Origin of the sequence: Mesorhizobium sp. M7A.F.Ca.CA.002.15.2.1 (assembly GCF_003998715.1) — a bacterium.
Taxonomy (GTDB): Bacteria; Pseudomonadota; Alphaproteobacteria; order Rhizobiales; family Rhizobiaceae; genus Mesorhizobium; species Mesorhizobium ciceri.
In genome coordinates this window covers 1-18,129 of record NZ_RZPI01000035.1, presented here as the reverse complement: position 1 = coordinate 18,129, position 18,129 = coordinate 1, and the positions used below count along the sequence as shown (strand labels likewise).

The 18,129-nt window shown below is 62.6% G+C and carries 17 protein-coding genes; 9 read left to right on the top strand and 8 right to left on the bottom strand.

The window, feature by feature from the left end; translation table 11 throughout:
* Nucleotides 1-270: DUF3572 domain-containing protein (locus ENZ74_RS04155; protein ID WP_127312672.1), on the bottom strand; the 270-nt coding region annotated here is incomplete at its 3' end.
* 246 nt (nucleotides 271-516) lie between these two features.
* On the opposite strand from ENZ74_RS04155, the gene ENZ74_RS04150 reads away from it, so the two are divergent.
* The 9 genes from ENZ74_RS04150 (at nucleotide 517) to ugpC (ending at nucleotide 10,689) form a co-directional block, all read left to right on the top strand.
* Complete coding sequence (locus ENZ74_RS04150) at nucleotides 517-888, top strand: response regulator (protein WP_013531932.1); 372 nt, start codon at nucleotides 517-519, stop codon at nucleotides 886-888.
* A gap of 33 nt (nucleotides 889-921) precedes the next feature.
* Complete coding sequence (locus ENZ74_RS04145; protein WP_063167894.1) at nucleotides 922-2,295, top strand: PleD family two-component system response regulator; 1,374 nt, start codon at nucleotides 922-924, stop codon at nucleotides 2,293-2,295.
* A gap of 521 nt (nucleotides 2,296-2,816) precedes the next feature.
* Entirely contained in the window at nucleotides 2,817-4,289 is a 1,473-nt protein-coding gene (locus tag ENZ74_RS04135; protein ID WP_063170221.1) for an FAD-dependent monooxygenase, read from the top strand.
* Between the two features lie 127 nt (nucleotides 4,290-4,416).
* Nucleotides 4,417-5,151, top strand: a complete 735-nt coding sequence (locus ENZ74_RS04130; protein WP_013531928.1) for a FadR/GntR family transcriptional regulator — start codon at nucleotides 4,417-4,419, stop codon at nucleotides 5,149-5,151.
* Nucleotides 5,148-6,335: a PLP-dependent transferase gene (locus ENZ74_RS04125; RefSeq protein WP_063167895.1), complete on the top strand. Its 1,188-nt coding sequence runs from the start codon at nucleotides 5,148-5,150 to the stop codon at nucleotides 6,333-6,335. The genes ENZ74_RS04130 and ENZ74_RS04125 overlap by 4 nt, the downstream gene beginning before the upstream one ends.
* 29 nt (nucleotides 6,336-6,364) lie before the next feature.
* On the top strand, nucleotides 6,365-7,642 hold the full coding sequence (locus tag ENZ74_RS04120; RefSeq protein WP_063167896.1) for a sugar ABC transporter substrate-binding protein: 1,278 nt from the start codon (nucleotides 6,365-6,367) through the stop codon (nucleotides 7,640-7,642).
* A gap of 203 nt (nucleotides 7,643-7,845) precedes the next feature.
* Nucleotides 7,846-8,769, top strand: coding sequence for a sugar ABC transporter permease (locus ENZ74_RS04115; RefSeq protein WP_063167897.1), 924 nt, complete (start codon nucleotides 7,846-7,848; stop codon nucleotides 8,767-8,769).
* Nucleotides 8,769-9,617: a carbohydrate ABC transporter permease gene (locus tag ENZ74_RS04110; RefSeq protein WP_013531924.1), complete on the top strand. Its 849-nt coding sequence runs from the start codon at nucleotides 8,769-8,771 to the stop codon at nucleotides 9,615-9,617. The genes ENZ74_RS04115 and ENZ74_RS04110 overlap by 1 nt, the downstream gene beginning before the upstream one ends.
* 4 nt (nucleotides 9,618-9,621) lie before the next feature.
* On the top strand, nucleotides 9,622-10,689 hold the full coding sequence (gene ugpC / locus ENZ74_RS04105) for a sn-glycerol-3-phosphate ABC transporter ATP-binding protein UgpC (RefSeq protein ID WP_063167898.1): 1,068 nt from the start codon (nucleotides 9,622-9,624) through the stop codon (nucleotides 10,687-10,689).
* A gap of 1,109 nt (nucleotides 10,690-11,798) precedes the next feature.
* On the opposite strand, the gene rpmG is transcribed toward ugpC, so the two are convergent.
* From rpmG to ENZ74_RS04060, 7 genes are all read right to left on the bottom strand, one after another.
* Nucleotides 11,799-11,966: a 50S ribosomal protein L33 gene (rpmG, locus tag ENZ74_RS04090; RefSeq protein WP_127312671.1), complete on the bottom strand. Its 168-nt coding sequence runs from the start codon at nucleotides 11,964-11,966 to the stop codon at nucleotides 11,799-11,801.
* Nucleotides 11,967-12,119: 153 nt separating this feature from the next.
* Nucleotides 12,120-12,578 carry a hypothetical protein gene (locus ENZ74_RS04085; protein WP_024503577.1) on the bottom strand — a complete coding sequence of 153 codons (459 nt, stop codon included), beginning with the start codon at nucleotides 12,576-12,578 and terminating at the stop codon, nucleotides 12,120-12,122.
* 111 nt (nucleotides 12,579-12,689) lie between these two features.
* Entirely contained in the window at nucleotides 12,690-13,868 is a 1,179-nt protein-coding gene (locus tag ENZ74_RS04080) for an MFS transporter (RefSeq protein ID WP_024503576.1), read from the bottom strand.
* Nucleotides 13,869-13,943: 75 nt separating this feature from the next.
* The gene (locus ENZ74_RS04075) at nucleotides 13,944-14,684 is read right to left on the bottom strand and encodes an NUDIX domain-containing protein (RefSeq protein ID WP_063167899.1); all 741 of its coding nucleotides are present in this window, start codon (nucleotides 14,682-14,684) and stop codon (nucleotides 13,944-13,946) included.
* Between the two features lie 86 nt (nucleotides 14,685-14,770).
* The gene (locus ENZ74_RS04070) at nucleotides 14,771-15,205 is read right to left on the bottom strand and encodes a DUF983 domain-containing protein (RefSeq protein ID WP_024503574.1); all 435 of its coding nucleotides are present in this window, start codon (nucleotides 15,203-15,205) and stop codon (nucleotides 14,771-14,773) included.
* Nucleotides 15,206-15,216: 11 nt separating this feature from the next.
* Entirely contained in the window at nucleotides 15,217-17,535 is a 2,319-nt protein-coding gene (gene rnr, locus ENZ74_RS04065) for a ribonuclease R (RefSeq protein ID WP_063167900.1), read from the bottom strand.
* Nucleotides 17,536-17,541: 6 nt separating this feature from the next.
* Nucleotides 17,542-18,129, bottom strand: a 588-nt coding sequence (locus tag ENZ74_RS04060) for a topoisomerase C-terminal repeat-containing protein (protein WP_281059699.1), incomplete at its 5' end; no start/stop codon positions are given.

Genomic DNA, 18,129 nt, shown 5'->3' with positions numbered 1-18,129 from the left:
CAGCGGCAGCGACCGCAGGGCCTTGCCGACAGCAGCCGGCGGGGTGCCGGTTTCCTCGGCAAAGCGCATCAGCGTCGGCTCGTGGGCGAGGATGAATTGCAGGACACCAGCCAGGAAACCCGGCTCACTGGCGGCTTTGCGGATCGAATGGACCTCTATGCCGGTGATAGCCAGAAAGCGCGGCAAAAGCTCCGGATCGGAGGCGACAAAGCCCAGGGCCTTCACGGCAATCGATTCCGCTTCTTCGCGCATTGACGCTGCGTTTGCCATCACTACCTTCGGTGTGTGGAATGAGTCTCTCCCGCAGTAATGGCAAGAGTTGCTTGCGGCAAGCCATTAGAGCGTGGCGCGCCCTTTGGACGCGCAGGCGACGAGGTAGAATTCGCGCTGTTTTCCAGCCGCGGATTTCCGTTTCGTCAATCATATTGCCGTAAAGTGAAGCAGGGTTTGGTGCGTTCAGATATGGGCGCATGACGGTCGCCTTCGAAGCGGAAGGGCGGCCGGGACGGGATATCGATGCCGAAGAAGGTTATGATCGTCGAGGACAATGAGCTCAACATGAAGCTCTTTCGGGACCTCATCGAGGCAAGCGGTTACGAGACCGTGCGCACCCGCAACGGTCTGGAAGCGCTCGATCTGGCACGCCAGCACCGGCCGGATCTCATCTTGATGGATATCCAGTTGCCTGAGGTGTCGGGGCTTGAAGTGACCAAATGGCTGAAGGAGGACGACGAACTGCACGTCATCCCCGTCATTGCCGTGACCGCCTTCGCCATGAAAGGCGACGAGGAACGTATCCGCCAGGGTGGCTGCGAGGCTTATATTTCGAAGCCGATCTCGGTGCCGCGTTTCATCGAAACCATCAAATCCTATCTGGGCGATGCGTGATGTGCCCCTTCAGCCGAGCCGGAGCGTTATGAAATGACTGCGCGGATCCTCGTCGTCGACGATATCCCTGCCAATGTGCGGCTGCTGGAAGTGCGGCTGCTGGCCGAATATTTCGAAGTGTTGACCGCCACCAACGGGCCGGATGCGATCGAGACCTGCGAGAACGGCAAGGTCGATGTCGTGCTGCTCGATGTGATGATGCCCGATATGGACGGCTTGGAGGTCTGTCGGCGGCTGAAGAGCGATCCGGCGACATCGCACATTCCGGTGGTGATGATCACCGCGCTGGACCAGGTTTCCGACCGCGTCCGCGGGCTTGAGGCTGGCGCCGACGACTTCCTGACCAAGCCGGTCAACGACCTGCAGCTGATGACGCGCGTCAAGAGCCTTGTTCGGCTGAAGTCGCTGACCGACGAGTTGCGGCTGCGCGCCTCGACGACGCGCAATATCGGCATCGAGGAGTTGCTCAGCCGCAATTTCGCATCCGAGGACACGACGCCGAAAGTGCTTTTGATCGACGAGCGCAAAACATCCGTCGAGCGCATCCAGAAGATGCTGCGTGATCGGGCCGACCTCGACGTCACACATGATCCGCATGCCGGTTTCTTCCAGGCCGCCGAGACATCCTATGAATGCGTGATGATCTCGACCGCGTTCGCCGATTTCGATCCGCTGAGGCTCTGTTCGCAGTTGCGCTCGCTCGATCGCACCCGCTTCGTGCCGATTATCCTGCTGGCGGAGGAGGGCGAGGAGGAACGCATCATTCGCGGCCTGGAACTCGGCATCAACGACTATCTCATGCGGCCGATCGACCAGCAGGAACTGACGGCACGGCTGCGCACGCAGGTGCGCCGTAAGCGCTACAACGACCAGCTACGGGCCAGCGTCACCCAGACAATCGAAATGGCGGTGACCGACGGTCTGACCGGGCTGCACAATCGCCGCTATCTGGACAGCCATCTGCAGACGCTGTTCGATCGCGCCGTGGCACGGCGCCGGCCGCTGTCGGTGATGATCACCGACCTCGATCGCTTCAAGGCGATCAACGACGCGCACGGTCATGATGGCGGCGACGAGGTGCTGCGGGAATTCGCACGGCGGCTGCGCAAGAATGTCAGGGGTATCGACCTTGCCTGCCGCTTTGGCGGCGAGGAGTTCGTCGTGGTGATGCCGGATACCGAGGGCGCGGTGGCCGAGAAGGTGGCCGAGCGCATTCGCGCCGAAATCGCCCAGGCGGCTTTCGCCATTGGCCAGGACGGCAAGGCGATCGAAGTCACGGTCAGCGTCGGCGTGTCGTCGGTGCTGAAGGGCGTGGACACGGTGGCGGCGCTCATGAAGCGTGCCGATCTCGCGCTCTACGAAGCCAAAAGCGGCGGCCGCAATCGGGTCGTCGCCAAGGCGGCGTAGTGACCCAGCCCCGATTATCCAGTCAACCCGACAGGGTTACCCGTTTACCTTAATCCAAGCGATTCGCGAGCCTTGGTTAAGAAACTGTTGATTTTTATAAGCTCTTGCGCGACTGTGCAGGCCAAGACGAAGCCGGCACGAGGATAGACCGCCGGCTCCGGTCCCTGGGAATACCCCATGATGCTCAGGTCCGCCGCATCTCCTGGGTCCGTGGGGTCGGCCGGCCGGCGCTGGCACATAGTGGCCTCCTCGTACCGCTGCCAAACGCCGACCGGCCCCCTTCTTTCCAATGAACATCAGAGCTCCGTGCCAAAGCACGGAAGACTCTGGGTTTTTGCGCCTGAAAATCTGGATATCGTTAGGGGAAATTGCCCCGAGCGCTTGTTCCGCGGCAACCAACAGGGGAAACAATACCGTTCCCTTCCATTTCATACATATGGCGCACAAGGGGCTTGCGGCAAGACCCGGCTCCTCCCGTAAAACCGACCCGAACCAAGGTGCGGAAAACGGGAGTGATGACAATGGTTTCAGATCATGCGGTGGTGATCGCCGGGGGTGGTCCGGCGGGATTGATGCTGGCGGGCGAACTGGCGCTAGCAGGCGTCGACGTTGCCATTGTCGAAAGGCGGCCGGATCAGAAACTTGCCGGCCTGCGCGCAGGTGGCCTCCATGCACGCACCATCGAGGTGCTCGACCAGCGCGGAATTGCTGATCGGTTCCTCTCGCAGGGCCAAGTGAGCCCGGCCGTAGGTTTTCACATGATCCGCCTGGACATCAGCGACTTCCCAACCCGGCACAATTACCTGTTGGCGCTGCGGCAGAACCACATCGAGCGCATCCTGGCCGACTGGGTCGGCGAGTTGAAGGTGCCGATCTATCGTGAACACGAGGTTGCGGGGTTTATCCAGGACGACAGCGGCGTCGACGTCGAACTGTCCACCGGTCACCGCCTGAGGGCCGCATATCTGGTCGGCTGCGACGGAGGCCGCAGCACCATTCGCAAGGCGGCCGGTATCGAGTTCACCGGATGGGATCCGACGATGAGCTGGATGATTGCCGAGGTCGAAATGTCGGAAGAACCGGCATGGGGCTTCCGCAGCAACGCCTCCGGAATTCATGCCCTGGGTAAGATCGAGGACGGCAAGAAGGTTGGCGTCGTGCTGACGGAGCCCCGCCTGGAGGCGCGCGGCGAACCGACGCTACGCGAGCTCAGCGAGGCGCTGGCCGCCATCTATGGCACCGATTTTGGGGTCCACAGCCCGACCTGGCTCTCCCGCTTCACCGACATGACGCGCCAGGCTGCCGCATATCGCGACAGACGCGTGCTGCTGGCCGGCGATGCCGCCCACGTCCATCCGCCGATGGGTGGACAGGGCCTCAACATCGGCGTGCAGGATGCGGTGAACCTTGGATGGAAGCTGGCCCAGGTCATCAAGGGGATATCGCCGGAAAGCCTTCTCGACAGCTATCACGCCGAGCGCCATCCGGTTGCCGCCCGCGTGTTGCGTAACACGATGGCGCAGGTCGCGCTTCGCCGCACGGATGACCGCAGCAAGGCCTTGGCCGACACCGTTGCCGAGTTGCTCGGCATGGATGAACCCCGCAAAAAGATCGCAGCCGAGATGTCCGGCCTGTGTGTCCACTACGACCTCGAAGAGGGGCACCCGCTGCTTGGGCGGCGAATGCCCGATCTCGATCTGACCACCGCCGGCGGACCGTTGCGGGTCTTCACCTTGCTGCACGACGCGCGGCCCGTGCTGCTCAACCTCGGTGAGCCCGGCAGACTGGACATCGCGCCCTGGGCAGAACGGGTTCGGCAGATCGACGCCGGTTACGCCGGTATCTGGGACCTGCCGGCTCTCGGGAGTGTCGTTGCGCCCGACGCGGTCTTGATCCGGCCCGATGGTTATGTGGCTTGGGCCGGGGCGGGAACCCAACGGGGCCTTGTGGGCGCGCTGACCACCTGGTTCGGGCCGCCTGCTGCCGCAGGTTAGCAGACGCGATCGCGCGACCGCCTTGAGAATATTGCGTCGCTTCCTCCGACAGTGCTCCTGACAGTTTGTTGACAGGAGTTTTCAACTGTGCAGAATTGGTTGGACCATTGGACCACTCGGAGGAAATGTGGACCAGAACAGCCTGCCACCCATTCAAATCACGGCGCGCGACGACGCCGTGTTGAAGGCGTTGGTGGGATTTGTTCGCGCCGAAGCCCTGCAGCTGGGCGACAGACTCCCAACCGAACGCATTCTCGCCGAGCGGCTGAAGGTCAGCCGCAACACCGTGCGCGAGGCTCTGACACGCTGGGAAGGGCTCGGCCTCGTCGAACGCCGGCAAGGCAGCGGCACCTATCTCAAGGCGGCTGTTTCGCCTGATATGCTGCACATGCCGCTGACACTGGCCGGCGGCAATGATTTCACCAGCCTGATGCAGACGCTGGAGATCCGCCGCGCGCTGGAGGCGGAGGCAGCAGCCCTTTGCGCCGAACGCGCCAGCCAAGCCGATATTGCCGAGATCGCACGCAAGCTCGACATCATGGAACAGGCGTTCCGCACGCGCGAGGGCATGTCGTCGGAAGAGGATTGGGAGTTCCACCAGGCGATCTACCGGGTCTCGGGCAATCCGCTGTTCGAGCAGATCATCGCCGCCATGCATGAGCTGTTTCACCGCTTCTGGGAGCATCCGCTCGGCGTGCGTGACTTCGGCCACGCCAGCTTTCCCTATCACCGGACCATCTACGAACGCATTGCTGCCCGCGATCCGCAGGGCGCTCGCGCCGAGGCGCTCAAGCTGATCGCCACCGTCGAGGACGACCTCAAGCGCGGCGCGGCCAAACTCAAACTCTCGAGCCAGACATGAACGAGCATCCATCAGGTTTCGATTACGACTATCTCACCGAAGCGGCCACGCTTTTGGCGCATGACGAACCGTTCCCCGGCGGTGCGGTGGTGCCGCCGATCTACCAGACCTCGCTGTTCACCTTCGCCAACTATGCCGAGATGGCCGATACCTTTGCCGGCAAACGAAGGCAGCCGATCTACTCGCGCGGCGACAATCCCACGGTGATGGAGTTCGAGGCGCGCGTGGCAGCGCTCGAGGGCGCAGAAGCCGCGCGCGGCTTTTCCAGTGGCATGGCGGCGATCAGCGCCACAGTGCTTGCGTTCGTCGGTGCGGGCGAGCGCATCGTGGCGGTGCGCAATTGCTATGGCGATGCCTACCGTTTGTTCGAGCGGCTGTTGCCGCGCCTCAACATCAAGGTCGACTATGTCGACGGCTCCGACCCGGATGCGGTCGCGGCGGCACTTCCCGGCGCCAAGCTGCTTTATCTGGAAAGCCCGACCTCGATGATGTTCGAGCTGCAGGACATCGCGCATCTGACACGGTTGGCCAAGGAACAGGGCATCGTCACCACGATCGACAATTCCTGGGCGACGCCGGTGTTCCAGAAGCCGATCACGCATGGCGTCGACCTGGTGCTGCATTCGGCCTCGAAATACCTTGGCGGCCACAGCGATACGGTCGCGGGCGTCGTGGCGGGTTCGGCTGCCCACATCAAGCACATCAACGAGCAGACCTATTCCTATCTCGGCGGCAAGCTGTCACCGTTCGAAGCGTGGCTTTTGCTGCGCGGCCTGCGCACGCTGCCGCTGCGCCTGCCGCACCACATGAAGAGCGGCCTGACCATCGCCGAACGGCTGAAGGCGCATGCCGCTGTCGAGCGGGTCAACCATCCCGTCTATTCGAACCACCCGGGCAAGGCGACGCTGGCCGGCTATGCCGGGCTGTTCTCCTTCGAGGTTACGGACGAGATTGACATCCCCGTCTTCGTCGACGCGCTGAAATATTTCCGCATCGGCGTCAGTTGGGGCGGGCATGAAAGCCTGGTCGTGCCGGCCAAGGCGTCGCTGGAGCAGACGCCGGGCCTGAATTCGATGGCGCGCTTCGGCGTCAGCCCCCGAACCATCCGCTTCAATGTCGGATTGGAGAGTGTCGAAGACCTGTGGGCGGATGTCGCCCAAGCCTTCGAAAAAGCCAGAAAATAACAAGCGGGTTCAAAATGGGAGTCTTGAACATGAAAAAACTGACCGTCATGCTTGCCACCGTTGCGGGACTGGCGATTTCCGCCGGAAATGCTGTGGCCGATTCGACCCTGAAAATGGTCGAAGTCATCACCAGCCCGCCACGCACCGAATTCCTGAAGAAGCAGATCGCCGAGTTCGAAACGGCCAATCCAGGCATCAAGGTCGAGCTGATCTCGCTGCCCTGGGGGCAGGCGTTCGAGAAATTCCTGACCATGGTGCAGGCCGGCGACACGCCCGACGTGGTCGAGATGCCGGAACGCTGGATGGGCCTCTATGCCAACAATGCCCAGCTCGAGGATCTCGGCCCGTATATGGCCAAATGGGACGACGCCAAGACGCTGGGCGACCGCGCCAAGCAGTTCGGCTCGACCGTCAACAACACCCAGTTCATGATCCCCTACGGCTACTATGTGAACGCGCTGTTCTGGAACAAGAAGCTGTTCAAGGAGGCAGGTCTGGACGGCCCGCCGGCCACGCTCGACGAGTTCGTCGCCGACTCCAAGAAAATCTCCGCCATTCCGGGCAAATACGGCTACTGCCTGCGCGGCGGGCCGGGTGCCTTCAACGGCATGCACATGTTCATGAACATCGCTCAGGGCAAGGGTGGCTACTTCAACGAGGACGGCACTTCGACGATCAACGAGGAGGGCTCGGTCAAGGGCCTGCAGATGCTGGCCGATATGTACAAGGACGGCCTGGCGCCGAAGGATGCGGTGAGCTGGGGTTTCAACGAAACGGTCACCGGCTTCTATTCCGGCACCTGCGCTATGCTCAACCAGGATCCGGACGCGCTGCTCGGCATCGCCGACAAGATGAGCGCCGACGATTTCGCGGTAGCGCCATTGCCGGTCGGGCCGAGCGGCAAATCCTATCCGACACTCGGCTATGCCGGTTGGGCCATGTTCGCCAACTCGCAGCACAAGGACGACGCCTGGAAGCTGATGGCGACCCTTTTGTCGCCGAAGGACAATCTGGAATGGGCCAAGGAAGTCGGCGTCGTCCCGATCCACAACGGTGCCGACCAGGATCCCCATTTCAAGACCGAGCAGTTCAAGGGCTGGTTCACAGAGCTCAGCGACAGCTCCAAATATGAAATGGTCACCCCGCCGACGCATCTGGAGAACCTCGGCAATTTCGTCGACCAGGTGGCGATCAAGAATTTTCAGGAAGTGCTGCTTGGCCAGAAGACGGCCAAGGACGTCGCCGACCAGTGGGCTGCCTTCCTGACCAAGGAACAGCAGGACTGGATGGCGAAGAACAAGAAATAAGCGCGTTCTTTCCTTCTCCCGTTCACGGGGAGAAGGTGTCACGAAGTGACGGATGAGGGGCGGCGGTAGTTTTGCCTACTTTGCGCTGCCCCTCATCTGCCTGCCCATCCTTCGCAGCCGCTGCGCTGCAGCTTCGGAGGGTGAACCGGCACTTCTCCCCGCTCATTGTCCATCCGCTGCTCCAGGGAGCCGATCCTCACCCAATGACCTATGCCGTGTCCGAAATACGATCCGTCGGCAAGCCTCGAAAGAAGCGGCTGTCGCATGCCGCTATCGAGCCATGGCTCTATCTCAGCCCGGCGATCATCCTGCTGGTCGTGGTGCTTCTGGTGCCGCTGGTCATCGGCATCAGCTACTCCTTCCGCAAGTTCTCCGCCTTCAAGTCCGAATATGTCGGGCTCGGCCAGTATCAGGCGATGCTGTCGGATCAGGTGCTGGGCCAGGCGCTGGTCAACACGTTGTGGTGGACGGTCGCCAGCCTTTTCTTCCAGTTCTTCCTCGGCCTTGGCCTGGCGCTTCTGCTCGACAAGCCGTTTCGCGGCCGCAAGGCTGTACAAGCCCTGGTGTTCCTGCCCTGGGCGGTGCCGTCCTTCCTGTCGGGCCTGACTTGGGCCTGGCTGTTCAATCCGATCATCGGCCCGCTGCCGCACTGGCTGTTTGCATTGGGTCTGAAGGCCGAGCCGACCAATGTGCTGTCCGATCCGTCAACCGCCATGTGGGGGCCGATCGTCGCCAATATCTGGTTCGGCATTCCGTTCTTCGCCATCACGCTCCTGGCGGCGCTGAAGTCGATCCCGTCGGAACTGCATGAGGCTGCGGCCATCGATGGAGCCTCGCCCTGGCAGCGCTTCACCAAGGTGACGCTGCCGTTTCTGGCGCCGACCATCGCCATCACCGTGATGTTGCGCACCATCTGGATCGCCACCTTCGCCGACCTGATCTTCGTCATGACCGAAGGCGGACCGGCCGGCTCGACCAACACTGTGCCGGTCTACATCTATGTCAGCGCCTTCAAATCGCTGGACAAGGGCTATGCCTCGGCGGTGGCCGTGCTGCTATTGGTCCTGCTCATTGCCTATGCGATTGCGCTGATCGGTATCCGCCGCACCCTGGTGAGGCACGTCTGATGATCGCAGGACGCACAGCCTCGCAGCGCTTCTTCGGCGGCATCGGCCTCTACGCGGCAATCGCGGCTTACGTGCTCTTTGCCTTGTTCCCGATCTACTGGACGCTGAAGATCTCGGTCACGCCGGAGCGGCTGCTTTATTCCGAAGGCATCACCTTCTGGCCGTCGCACATGACGCTGCAGAACTTCGTCACCGTGCTCGAGGCCACCGATTTCCCCCGCTATTTCCTCAACAGCGTCATCGTCTCGGTATCGACGGCGGCACTGGTGACAATCATCGCCACGCTTGCCGGTTATGCCATGTCGCGCTTCACCTTTCGCGGCAAGGCAGCACTGGCGCTGATGTTGCTTTTGACCCAGACCTTTCCGCTGGTGATGGTCATTCCGCCGATCTACCGCGTGATGGGTCAGATCGGACTGATCAACAGCCTGACCGGGCTGATCATCATCTACACCGCCTTCAACACGGCTTTTGCCACCTTCCTCATGCAGTCCTTTTTCGACGGCATCCCCAAGGATCTGGAGGAAGCGGCGATGATCGACGGCTGCACGCGTGCGCAGGCGATGCGCAAGGTGATTGTACCGCTGACGCTGCCGGGCATGGGCGCGACGCTCGGTTTCGTCTTCACCGCCGCCTGGAGCGAGCTTCTGTTCGCGCTAATGCTGATTTCCAGCGACGACCAGAAGACCTTCGCCGTCGGCTTGCTCACCTTCATCGGCAAGTTCGCCGTCGATTGGGGACAGATGATGGCGGCATCCATCCTGGCGTTGATCCCGGTCTGCATCTTCTTCGCCTTCCTGCAACGCTATCTCGTCACCGGCCTGACCGCCGGCGCCGTCAAAGGATAGATCGATGGCCTCTGTTACGCTCGATAAGGTCCGCAAGGATTATGGCGCCGTCCGCGTCCTGCACGCGGTCGACCTTGAAATCGCCGATGGCGAGTTCGTCGTCCTGGTCGGCCCGTCGGGCTGCGGCAAGTCCACGCTTTTGCGCATGATCGCCGGGCTGGAGGAGGCTTCCGGCGGCGAGATCCGCATTGGCGAGCGGCTGGTCAATGACGTAGCACCCAAGGACCGCGACATCGCCATGGTGTTCCAGTCCTACGCGCTTTATCCGCATATGGACGTGTCGAAGAACATGGGCTTCAGCCTGCTCCTGAAGAAGGCGGAGAAGGCGACGATCGACTCCAGGGTGGACGGCGCCGCCAAGCGGCTCGGGCTCGATACCTTCCTGCAGCGCCTGCCGCGGCAATTGTCCGGCGGCCAGCGCCAGCGCGTCGCCATGGGCCGGGCGATCGTGCGCGACCCCAAGGTCTTCCTGTTCGACGAGCCGCTGTCGAACCTCGACGCCAAGCTGCGCGTCCATATGCGCGCCGAGATCAAGGCGCTGCACCAGCAACTGAAGACGACATCGGTCTATGTCACGCACGACCAGATCGAGGCGATGACCATGGCCGACCGGATCGTCGTCATGCATGACGGGCTGATCCAGCAGGTCGGCGCGCCGCTCGATCTCTACGACCGGCCGGCCAACATGTTCGTTGCAGGTTTCATCGGTTCGCCCGGCATGAATTTTCTGCCGGCGACGGTTCGCAAGGGCGCTACGTTGGAGGCCGTACTGGCCGACGGCCAGGCGCTGCGGCTGCCGGAAGACTTGCCACTGACCCACGGTGACGCCATCACCGTCGGTTTGCGGCCCGAGCATATCAAGCTGGCGGACGACGGTGCGTTGAAGGGCGAGGTGGGTGTGGTCGAGCCGCTCGGCCTTTCGACGCAGTTCTACGTCAAGCTAGCCAGCCAGCAGCTGTGCGTCTTTGCCATGGGCCGTGCCGGCGTCAAGTCCGGCGACGTGGTGCGGTTGGCGGCCGAACCGGACCAGCTGCATCTGTTCGATGCGAAAAGCGGCGAGCGCATCGGCTGAGGGGACGCAGCCGGGTCGGATGCGGGCAGCCGGATCAGGCGCCGCTATCGGGCGGGACATACACGGTAACGCTACATTTCAATTGGATAAAATAGCGGAACGTCCAAGAGACATTTCCGGAACCTAACAGGATCGCTCGGACCTTTGCGTCTAGGGCGCAAGACCTTAGTCCCGCCGTCTTCTCAAAAGAACGGAGGTCATTTCGCCGCGAACTAGGCCACCGTCGGAGTTAGTCAACACCGACGGTGGCCCCTGCAATATGGGCGAGTGGGTTGTGTGCGGATATGGTGTGATCGCGGAAGGCGATTGTAGACCGCTAACCGCGAGGGCTTCTTTTGGACAGCGGCGAGCTGTCCAACGGGTTTTCAGCCGATTTGGCCGATCGCCGCTCCTTCAGCCACAGGGACTTCTTTCTCCTTGCCAGGTTCTCGTCTCGAACGCTGTCTTCGGCGGTCACTCCGCCATGCATCGCGGCAATCACGTAGTCGGCTCTGTTGGTTCGAAAGTCGCCTTTTTGTACGGACATCGTTTTCTCCCAGTGCGAGGCATTTCCCCCCTTTTTGCCTGACGCTGAAACTAACTACTTATCCGTGGTGCAAGTCTACCAATTGGCGATTGTATTAAAACGATACACTCAGATGGTGCGATCGCACGAGAGGAGCCCATCCTGGCGAGGCTTCTTCATTGACCCTGTTGTGATCCTTGCGGGGGTGCCGCGGCGGGAGGTGTCGGAGCCTGCGGTGCGGGTTCCGTGGAAGGCGTGGCGGGGCTGTCAGGCTGAGGTGCAGGCGGTGCGGCCTCTTCCTCAGTCAGAACCTGGTCAGTCCTGGCCTTGATCTCATCGGCCGTCTGCTGGCTTATCAGCCCGTTGCTGACGGCAAAGCCAGCAGCCAGAGCGACAAGGGCTGCAATGATTGCAGCTTTCAACTTCTTCGACATCCATAGGCGCCTTATTCGTGACACCCAACCCACGGCCAAGGGTGCCGCAACCATGGCTAAGGGTCAATCCTTTGGCTGGAGTCTCTGCTCGGATGCAACGAAATCAACTGTTACAAACGAAAAACGCCGCCCATTGGGCGGCGTTTCGGCATTGCGGCGGGAAACCCGGCTTACTTGATCTTGGTTTCCTTGAACTCGCCGTGCTTCTTGGCGACCGGGTCGTACTTGCGGAACGACAGCTTGTCGGTCTTGGTGCGGCTGTTCTTGCTGGTCACGTAGAAGAAACCGGTGTCGGCGGTCGACAGAAGCTTGATCTTGATGTTTGCGGCTTTGGCCATGATATCAGTCCGTTTGTTCGTGGGGTTTTGGCCGCTGGAGCACGGGGAAACACCCGGACGCGGGAAACTTGGCGCGACACATAAAGAACGCGCCCGGAAAGTCAAGCCCGGTAGGCCTTGTGCGACCCACCAGAGCCGGCTCGGGAGCGGAAATCATGCGGTTTCCGTCGCCGATGCCGCAACCTTCTTCCAGTCTCCGGTCGTGTTCCACCAGCGATTCGGATTGGCGCGGTCGTCCAGCCCCTTGGAACGGCTGGCGAGAATCGGCTGAATGCGGATCACCGGTTCCTGGTAGGAGTGCGCCTGGAAAATCGCCTCGACGACGCGGGCGGCCAGCGCCTGGTCGTCCGGCAGTTCGAAGGAAACCTCGACCGTGCCGGGGCGCCGCCGCAATTCGGTTTCGGCGCCGGCGGCCGCACCGTCAAGCGGCCTGTAGCGTTCGATGCCGTGCGCCGACTGATAGGCATTGCGGTCATATTTGCCCATGGCCAGCGGCGCGATCGCCACCACGGCATCCATGATGCGGTCGACGTCGGCGGCCGGAGCCTGGAAGGTCACGAGCAGAAGCAGTGTCATTCGTAGCGATGTGGTTTCAAAGCCGCTGTCGATCATGGAAGTGTCCTCAAGTGTTTTGGGACACCTTTTTAGCCCTGTGCTCCTGACACGGTTCTGTCAGCAGCCTGTCACCGTGCCGTGCCAAATGCATGGCAGGCCGCAGTCGCGCTACAGCAGGATCTTGCGAACCAACCTGACGGCGACCAAAGCGATATAGGCGGCGAAGAACAGGCCGAGCGACCAGCCGAAGCCGGACGGGCCGAACGCATCCATGCCGATGCCGATCGCCTGCGGCCCGAGCACCATGCCGACGCCGTAGCACAGCACGAAGGCGGCATTGGCCGACGCCAGTTCATGGCCGGAAAGCTGCGAGCCGAGATGGGCAAGGCCGATCGTGTACATGGCAGCGACGACGCCGCCCCAGACGAACAGAAGCGCGGCCATCAAATGCCAATTCTGGGCGAAGAAGGGCATGAACACGGTGCCGATAAGACCGACCGTCGCGCAGGCAATCAGCAGGTAGCGGCGATCGCTGACGCGGTCGCTGATCATGCCGATCGGGATCTGCAACAACACATTGCCGAGGCCGATCATGGTCAGCAGAAGGGCCGCATCGGCCTCGGAATAGCCGATTCGGCTGCCGTAGATCGGGAACAGCGCAAAGCCGCCGGTTTCCACCGCGCCGAACACCAGCACGGCAGCGGTCGCCGACGGCACCAGCCAGATGTAGCGCAGGAAATTGCTGGTTTCGCCATCCGAGGCGATCGACGGGCTCTCGTTGCGTGCTGCCAGCACGGGTATGGCCGCCAGCGTCACCAACGCGATGATGACGCCGAACGGCCTGAAGCCGGAACTGCCGAGATGAGCGAACAGCCACGGTCCGGCGGCAAAGCCGAGCGACAGGACAGTGGCGTAGATGCCAAGGACAAGGCCGCGCCGGTGCGGCGGCGCCGAGGTGCTGATCCAGAATTCAGACAGGATGAACAGCACCGTCAGCGCAATGTGCAGCACGATGCGCAGTGGAAACCACATCCAGAAATCGGGTGCGAAATGGAAGCCGACAAAGGCCAGCGCGCCGGCGGCGATCATGGCGATCATGGTCCAGGCAACGCCGAAGCGCATGGCGAGCGGGGTCGCCAGCGGCGCACCGGCGATCGAGGCGAGGCCGGCGACGGCGGTGTTGAGGCCGATCATCGAAGCCGAGTGGCCGCGTGTTTCAAGGATGACGCTGAGCAGCGGCATGCCGAGGCCGATGGCGATGCCGACGACGCTGATCGACGAGATCGCCGCCACCATCGGCAGCCAGTGTACGCGCTCGTCGCCCTTTGGTTGGGTATCGACCGTCATGGATGCTGAATACTCTGTCTGTTTGATCTTACGCAATTCGGACGGAAAACCGCGTCACACTTTCCTGGAATTGCTCTAGAGAAGTTCGCGGATGAAGCGCCTGCGGACCAGCCGGTAGAAGGGCACGGGACCGCCTGGACGCAACAGCGGATCATGGGCGAGGCGCTTTTCCAACTCGTCCAGGATCATTCGGGTGATGTCGGGTATGTCGGCTTCCCTGGCCTTGGCAAGCGGCAGCCAGACCAGCTCTTCCAGTTCGTTGGTCGGACCGCCACCGGGCAGCTCGACCGCGACGTCGTCACGCCAGGCGCTGAAGAAACGGGTGTCGAAGCGGCGCACCCGGTTGGGCGGCGTGATGGCGCGCGCGACGAAGCGCAGCATGTCGAGAGAGGGTTGCACGCCGTGTTCGGCAAAGCCTTGCCAGTCGGATCTGGGGGTTGCGAAAGCACCCTTGCGGCCGATCAGCAGCCCGGCTTCCTCATAGGTCTCTCGGATGGCCGACAGGGCGATGGCGCGGGCTCGTGCGGCGCTTGTGCGCCCCGGCCCGGCGATCAGCTTGGCTTCCTGCTTCGGGTGCAGGGCGGCGACGACCGGTATGCGGCTATCGGCCGGATCGGTGCGGCCGCCGGGAAAGACGAACTTGCCCGGCATGAAGGCGTGGCCGGCATGGCGGCGACCCATCAGAACCAGTACGTCGTCGTCCTTGCGGTCGAGCAGGATGAGGGTTGCCGCGTCGCGCGGGCGAATTGGCCGGCCGCTATGAGCGATCATGCTCCGCTCGATCCTGTCGACTTCCGCCTTGGTCATACCGTCCATGCGCAGGACCTAGCGGAAACTTCTGGCAAGCGAAAGTGGCCTTTCACGGTCGGTATGTTGCGCCAGGCAGCATTCTTGGCTGCGGCCTAGGCTCCGGGATGCGGCTCGATCACGTCGTGCTCGCCGCCGAAGCCGTGCATATAGAAGGCCCATTGCAGTCCGATGACGGCACCCTTGACCGGCTGCAGCAGCGCAACCGACAAAAGGATGGTCAGCGGCACCCAGATGGCGATGTGCTGCCATATGGACAAAGTCGACGTCGCCTCCACGCCCATGAAGGCGCCCAGCACGATGTGGCCGACGATGACGATGACGAGGTAGGCCGGCAGGTCGTCGGCCCGGTGGTGATGCAATTCCTCGCCGCAGACGCCGCATGTGTCGACGGTCTTGGTAAAAGCGCGAAACAGCTTGCCTTCGCCGCAATGCGGGCAGCGGCCGAGCAGGCCGCGCTTCATCGCCGTCCACAGCGGGCGTGCGGCCCGGCCCGAGTGATGTTCTCCGCCGAAAACCTGTTCTTCCATGGCTGTTGTCATCATCGTCTCCTGCCGCGCGAACCCGGTCGCGATTGCGACGCGCGGGCGCGGCCCTTGGCCTTGTGAAACGACCGCTTGGAGCCCGGCAGAGGCTTTGGGTCGGTCAACATCTCGAAGCGCATCGCGCCGGCCATCGGCGCCACCTCGATAAGCCGGACCTCGACGCGGTCCGCGAGTTGGTAGCCTTTGCCAGAGCGTTCTCCGAACAGGGAGCGAGCCGTTTCATCGTATATATAGTAATCGCCGCCCAGAGTTGACACCGGGATGAAACCATCCGCGCCGTACTGCGGCAATTGGACAAATAGTCCTGATTTGGTGACGCCGGAGATGCGGGCATCGAACCGGTCATCGACGCGTTCGGCGAGATAGGCGGCGATCAGACGGTCGACCGTGTCCCGCTCGGCCGCCATTGCGCGGCGTTCCGTGCCGGAGATCTGCACCGCGACATCTTCGAGCCGTGCCGCTTCGTCCTGCGTCAGCCCACCCGGACCCAGTCCGAGTGCGGCAATAAGTCCGCGATGCACGATCAAATCGGCATAGCGGCGGATCGGCGAGGTGAAATGGGCGTAGCGGCGGAGGTTGAGACCGAAATGGCCGATGTTCTTTGGCGAGTATTCGGCCTGGCTCTGCGAGCGCAGCACCACTTCGTTGACAAGGCCTTCATTGTCGGCGCCGCGCACGCGCTCCAAAATGCCGTTGAACTGGCTTGGCTGCATCTGCGCGCCGCGCGCCAGTGACAGGCCCAATGTCTGCAGGAACTCGCGCAGCGATTCCTGCTTGGCGAGCGACGGCGCGTCGTGGACGCGATAGACCAGCTCCTGCTTCTTCGCCTCCAGCGTCTCGGCCGCGGCGACATTGGCCTGGATCATGAATTCTTCGATGAGCTTGTGGGCATCGAGCCGCTCCGGCACGATGACGCGGTCGACGGTGCCGTCCGGCTTGAGTACGATCTTGCGCTCCGGCAGATCGAGTTCGAGCGGCTGGCGGCCATCGCGGCCGCGCTTCAGGATCGCATAGGCGTCCCACAGTGGCTTCAGCACGGTTTCGAGGATCGGGCCTGTCTTGTCGTCTGGCGCACCGTCGATCGCCGCCTGAGCCTGTTGGTAGGCGAGCTTTGCCGCCGACTTCATCATGACGCGATGGAAGGTGTGCCTGAGCTTGCGGCCCTCGGCCGAAAAGATCATGCGCACTGCCAATGCCGGCCGGTCCTGGCCCTCGCGCAGCGAGCAGAGATCGTTGGAGATGCGCTCGGGCAGCATCGGCACGACACGATCCGGGAAATAGACCGAGTTGCCGCGCTTCAGCGCTTCGCGGTCGAGTGCAGTGCCATAGCGCACATAGGCGGCGACGTCGGCGATCGCCACGGTGGCAACCACGCCGCCGGGGTTCTTCTCGTCGAGATCCGGCGTGGCGAAGACGGCGTCGTCATGGTCCTTGGCGTCGGCCGGATCGATGGTGATCAGCGGCAGGTCGCGCCAATCCTCGCGGTGATCCAGCGTCGCCGGCTTGATCGCTTCGGATTCTGCGATGACGTCGGCCGGGAAGATATGCGGAATGTCGTGCGCATGGATGGCGATCATAGAGACCGCCTTTTCGCTGGTCAGAGAGCCCAGCACGTTGAGCACCTTGGCTCTCGGCAAGCCGAAACGGGAGGCTCGCGCCGGCTCGACCTCGACCAGGTCGCCATTCTTGGCGCCGTTCTGGAATTCCTTGTCGACGATCAGTTCGGGCTGGCGCCGTTCCACCGGTTCGATACGGAAGGTGCCGTCCTGCAGGATGCGAAAGATACCGAGCACGGCATCGGTGCGCTTTTCGAAAATCTTCACCACCCGCCCGGTGTAGGCGGGGCCGCCCAGGGCGACGTTCGTGTCGTCGGCGGGAAAGGTCTTGGCCAGCACGCGGTCGCCAATGCCGGGCGCCGGTCCACTGCCACTGCGCGACAGGCGGATGGAAACGATGGGCGGCGGCCCATTGGCTGTGTGTTCGGTTGGGCGCGCCAAGAGCACGCCATCGGCATCGCGGTCGAAAATATCGAGGACCGTGACATGGGGCAGGGCACCGACGCGGGCCAGCCCCTTGCGCTCCTTGGTGAGGACGCCTTCGTCCTGCAGGTCGCGCAAAATATCCTTCAGCCAGATGCGGTCGTCGCCGCGCAGCGCGAACGCCTTCGCGATGTCGCGCTTGCCGGCGCGATCGGGATTTTCGGCAATGTAGCGCAGGATTTCGTCACGCGACGGCCGATAGTCGTCCTTGACCTTGGCCCTGGTGTCGGCGGTGCGCGGATCGCCGTGGGTTCTGCCGGTGATCTTGCGCGCCACGCTGTCCTACCCTTTTTTCTTCGCGGCCGGCTTCTTCGCAGCCGGCTTCTTGGCGGCTACTTTCTTGGTTGCCGGAGCTTTGGCCGCGGCCGCCTTGCGGAACGGCTTCTTGCCGCCGCCGCCCTTGGCTTCCTTCTCGGCAATCAGCGCCAGCGCATCCTCCATCGTCACCGACTGGGGATCCTTGCCCTTGGGCAGCGTAGCATTGACCTTGCCGAAATTCACGTAAGGCCCGTATTTGCCGTCGCGCACGACGATCTTGCCGCCGCCATCGGGGTGGTCGCCGAGCTCCTTGAGCGCAGCGGCCGTGCCGCCATTGCGGCCACCCTTGCCCTTCAGCTGCTTCTCGGCGATCACCGACACGGCGCGGTTGAGGCCGATCGAGAACACGTCCTCGATGCTTTCGAGATTGGCATAGGTGCCGTCATGCAGCACGAACGGACCGTAACGGCCGAGCCCGGCCGAGATCATCTTGGCCGTTTCCGGATGCTGGCCGACATCGCGCGGCAGCGACAGCAGCGCCAGCGCCTTTTCGTGGTCGATCGACTCTGCCGTCCAGCCCTTGGGCAGGCTGGAGCGCTTGGCTTCCTTGCC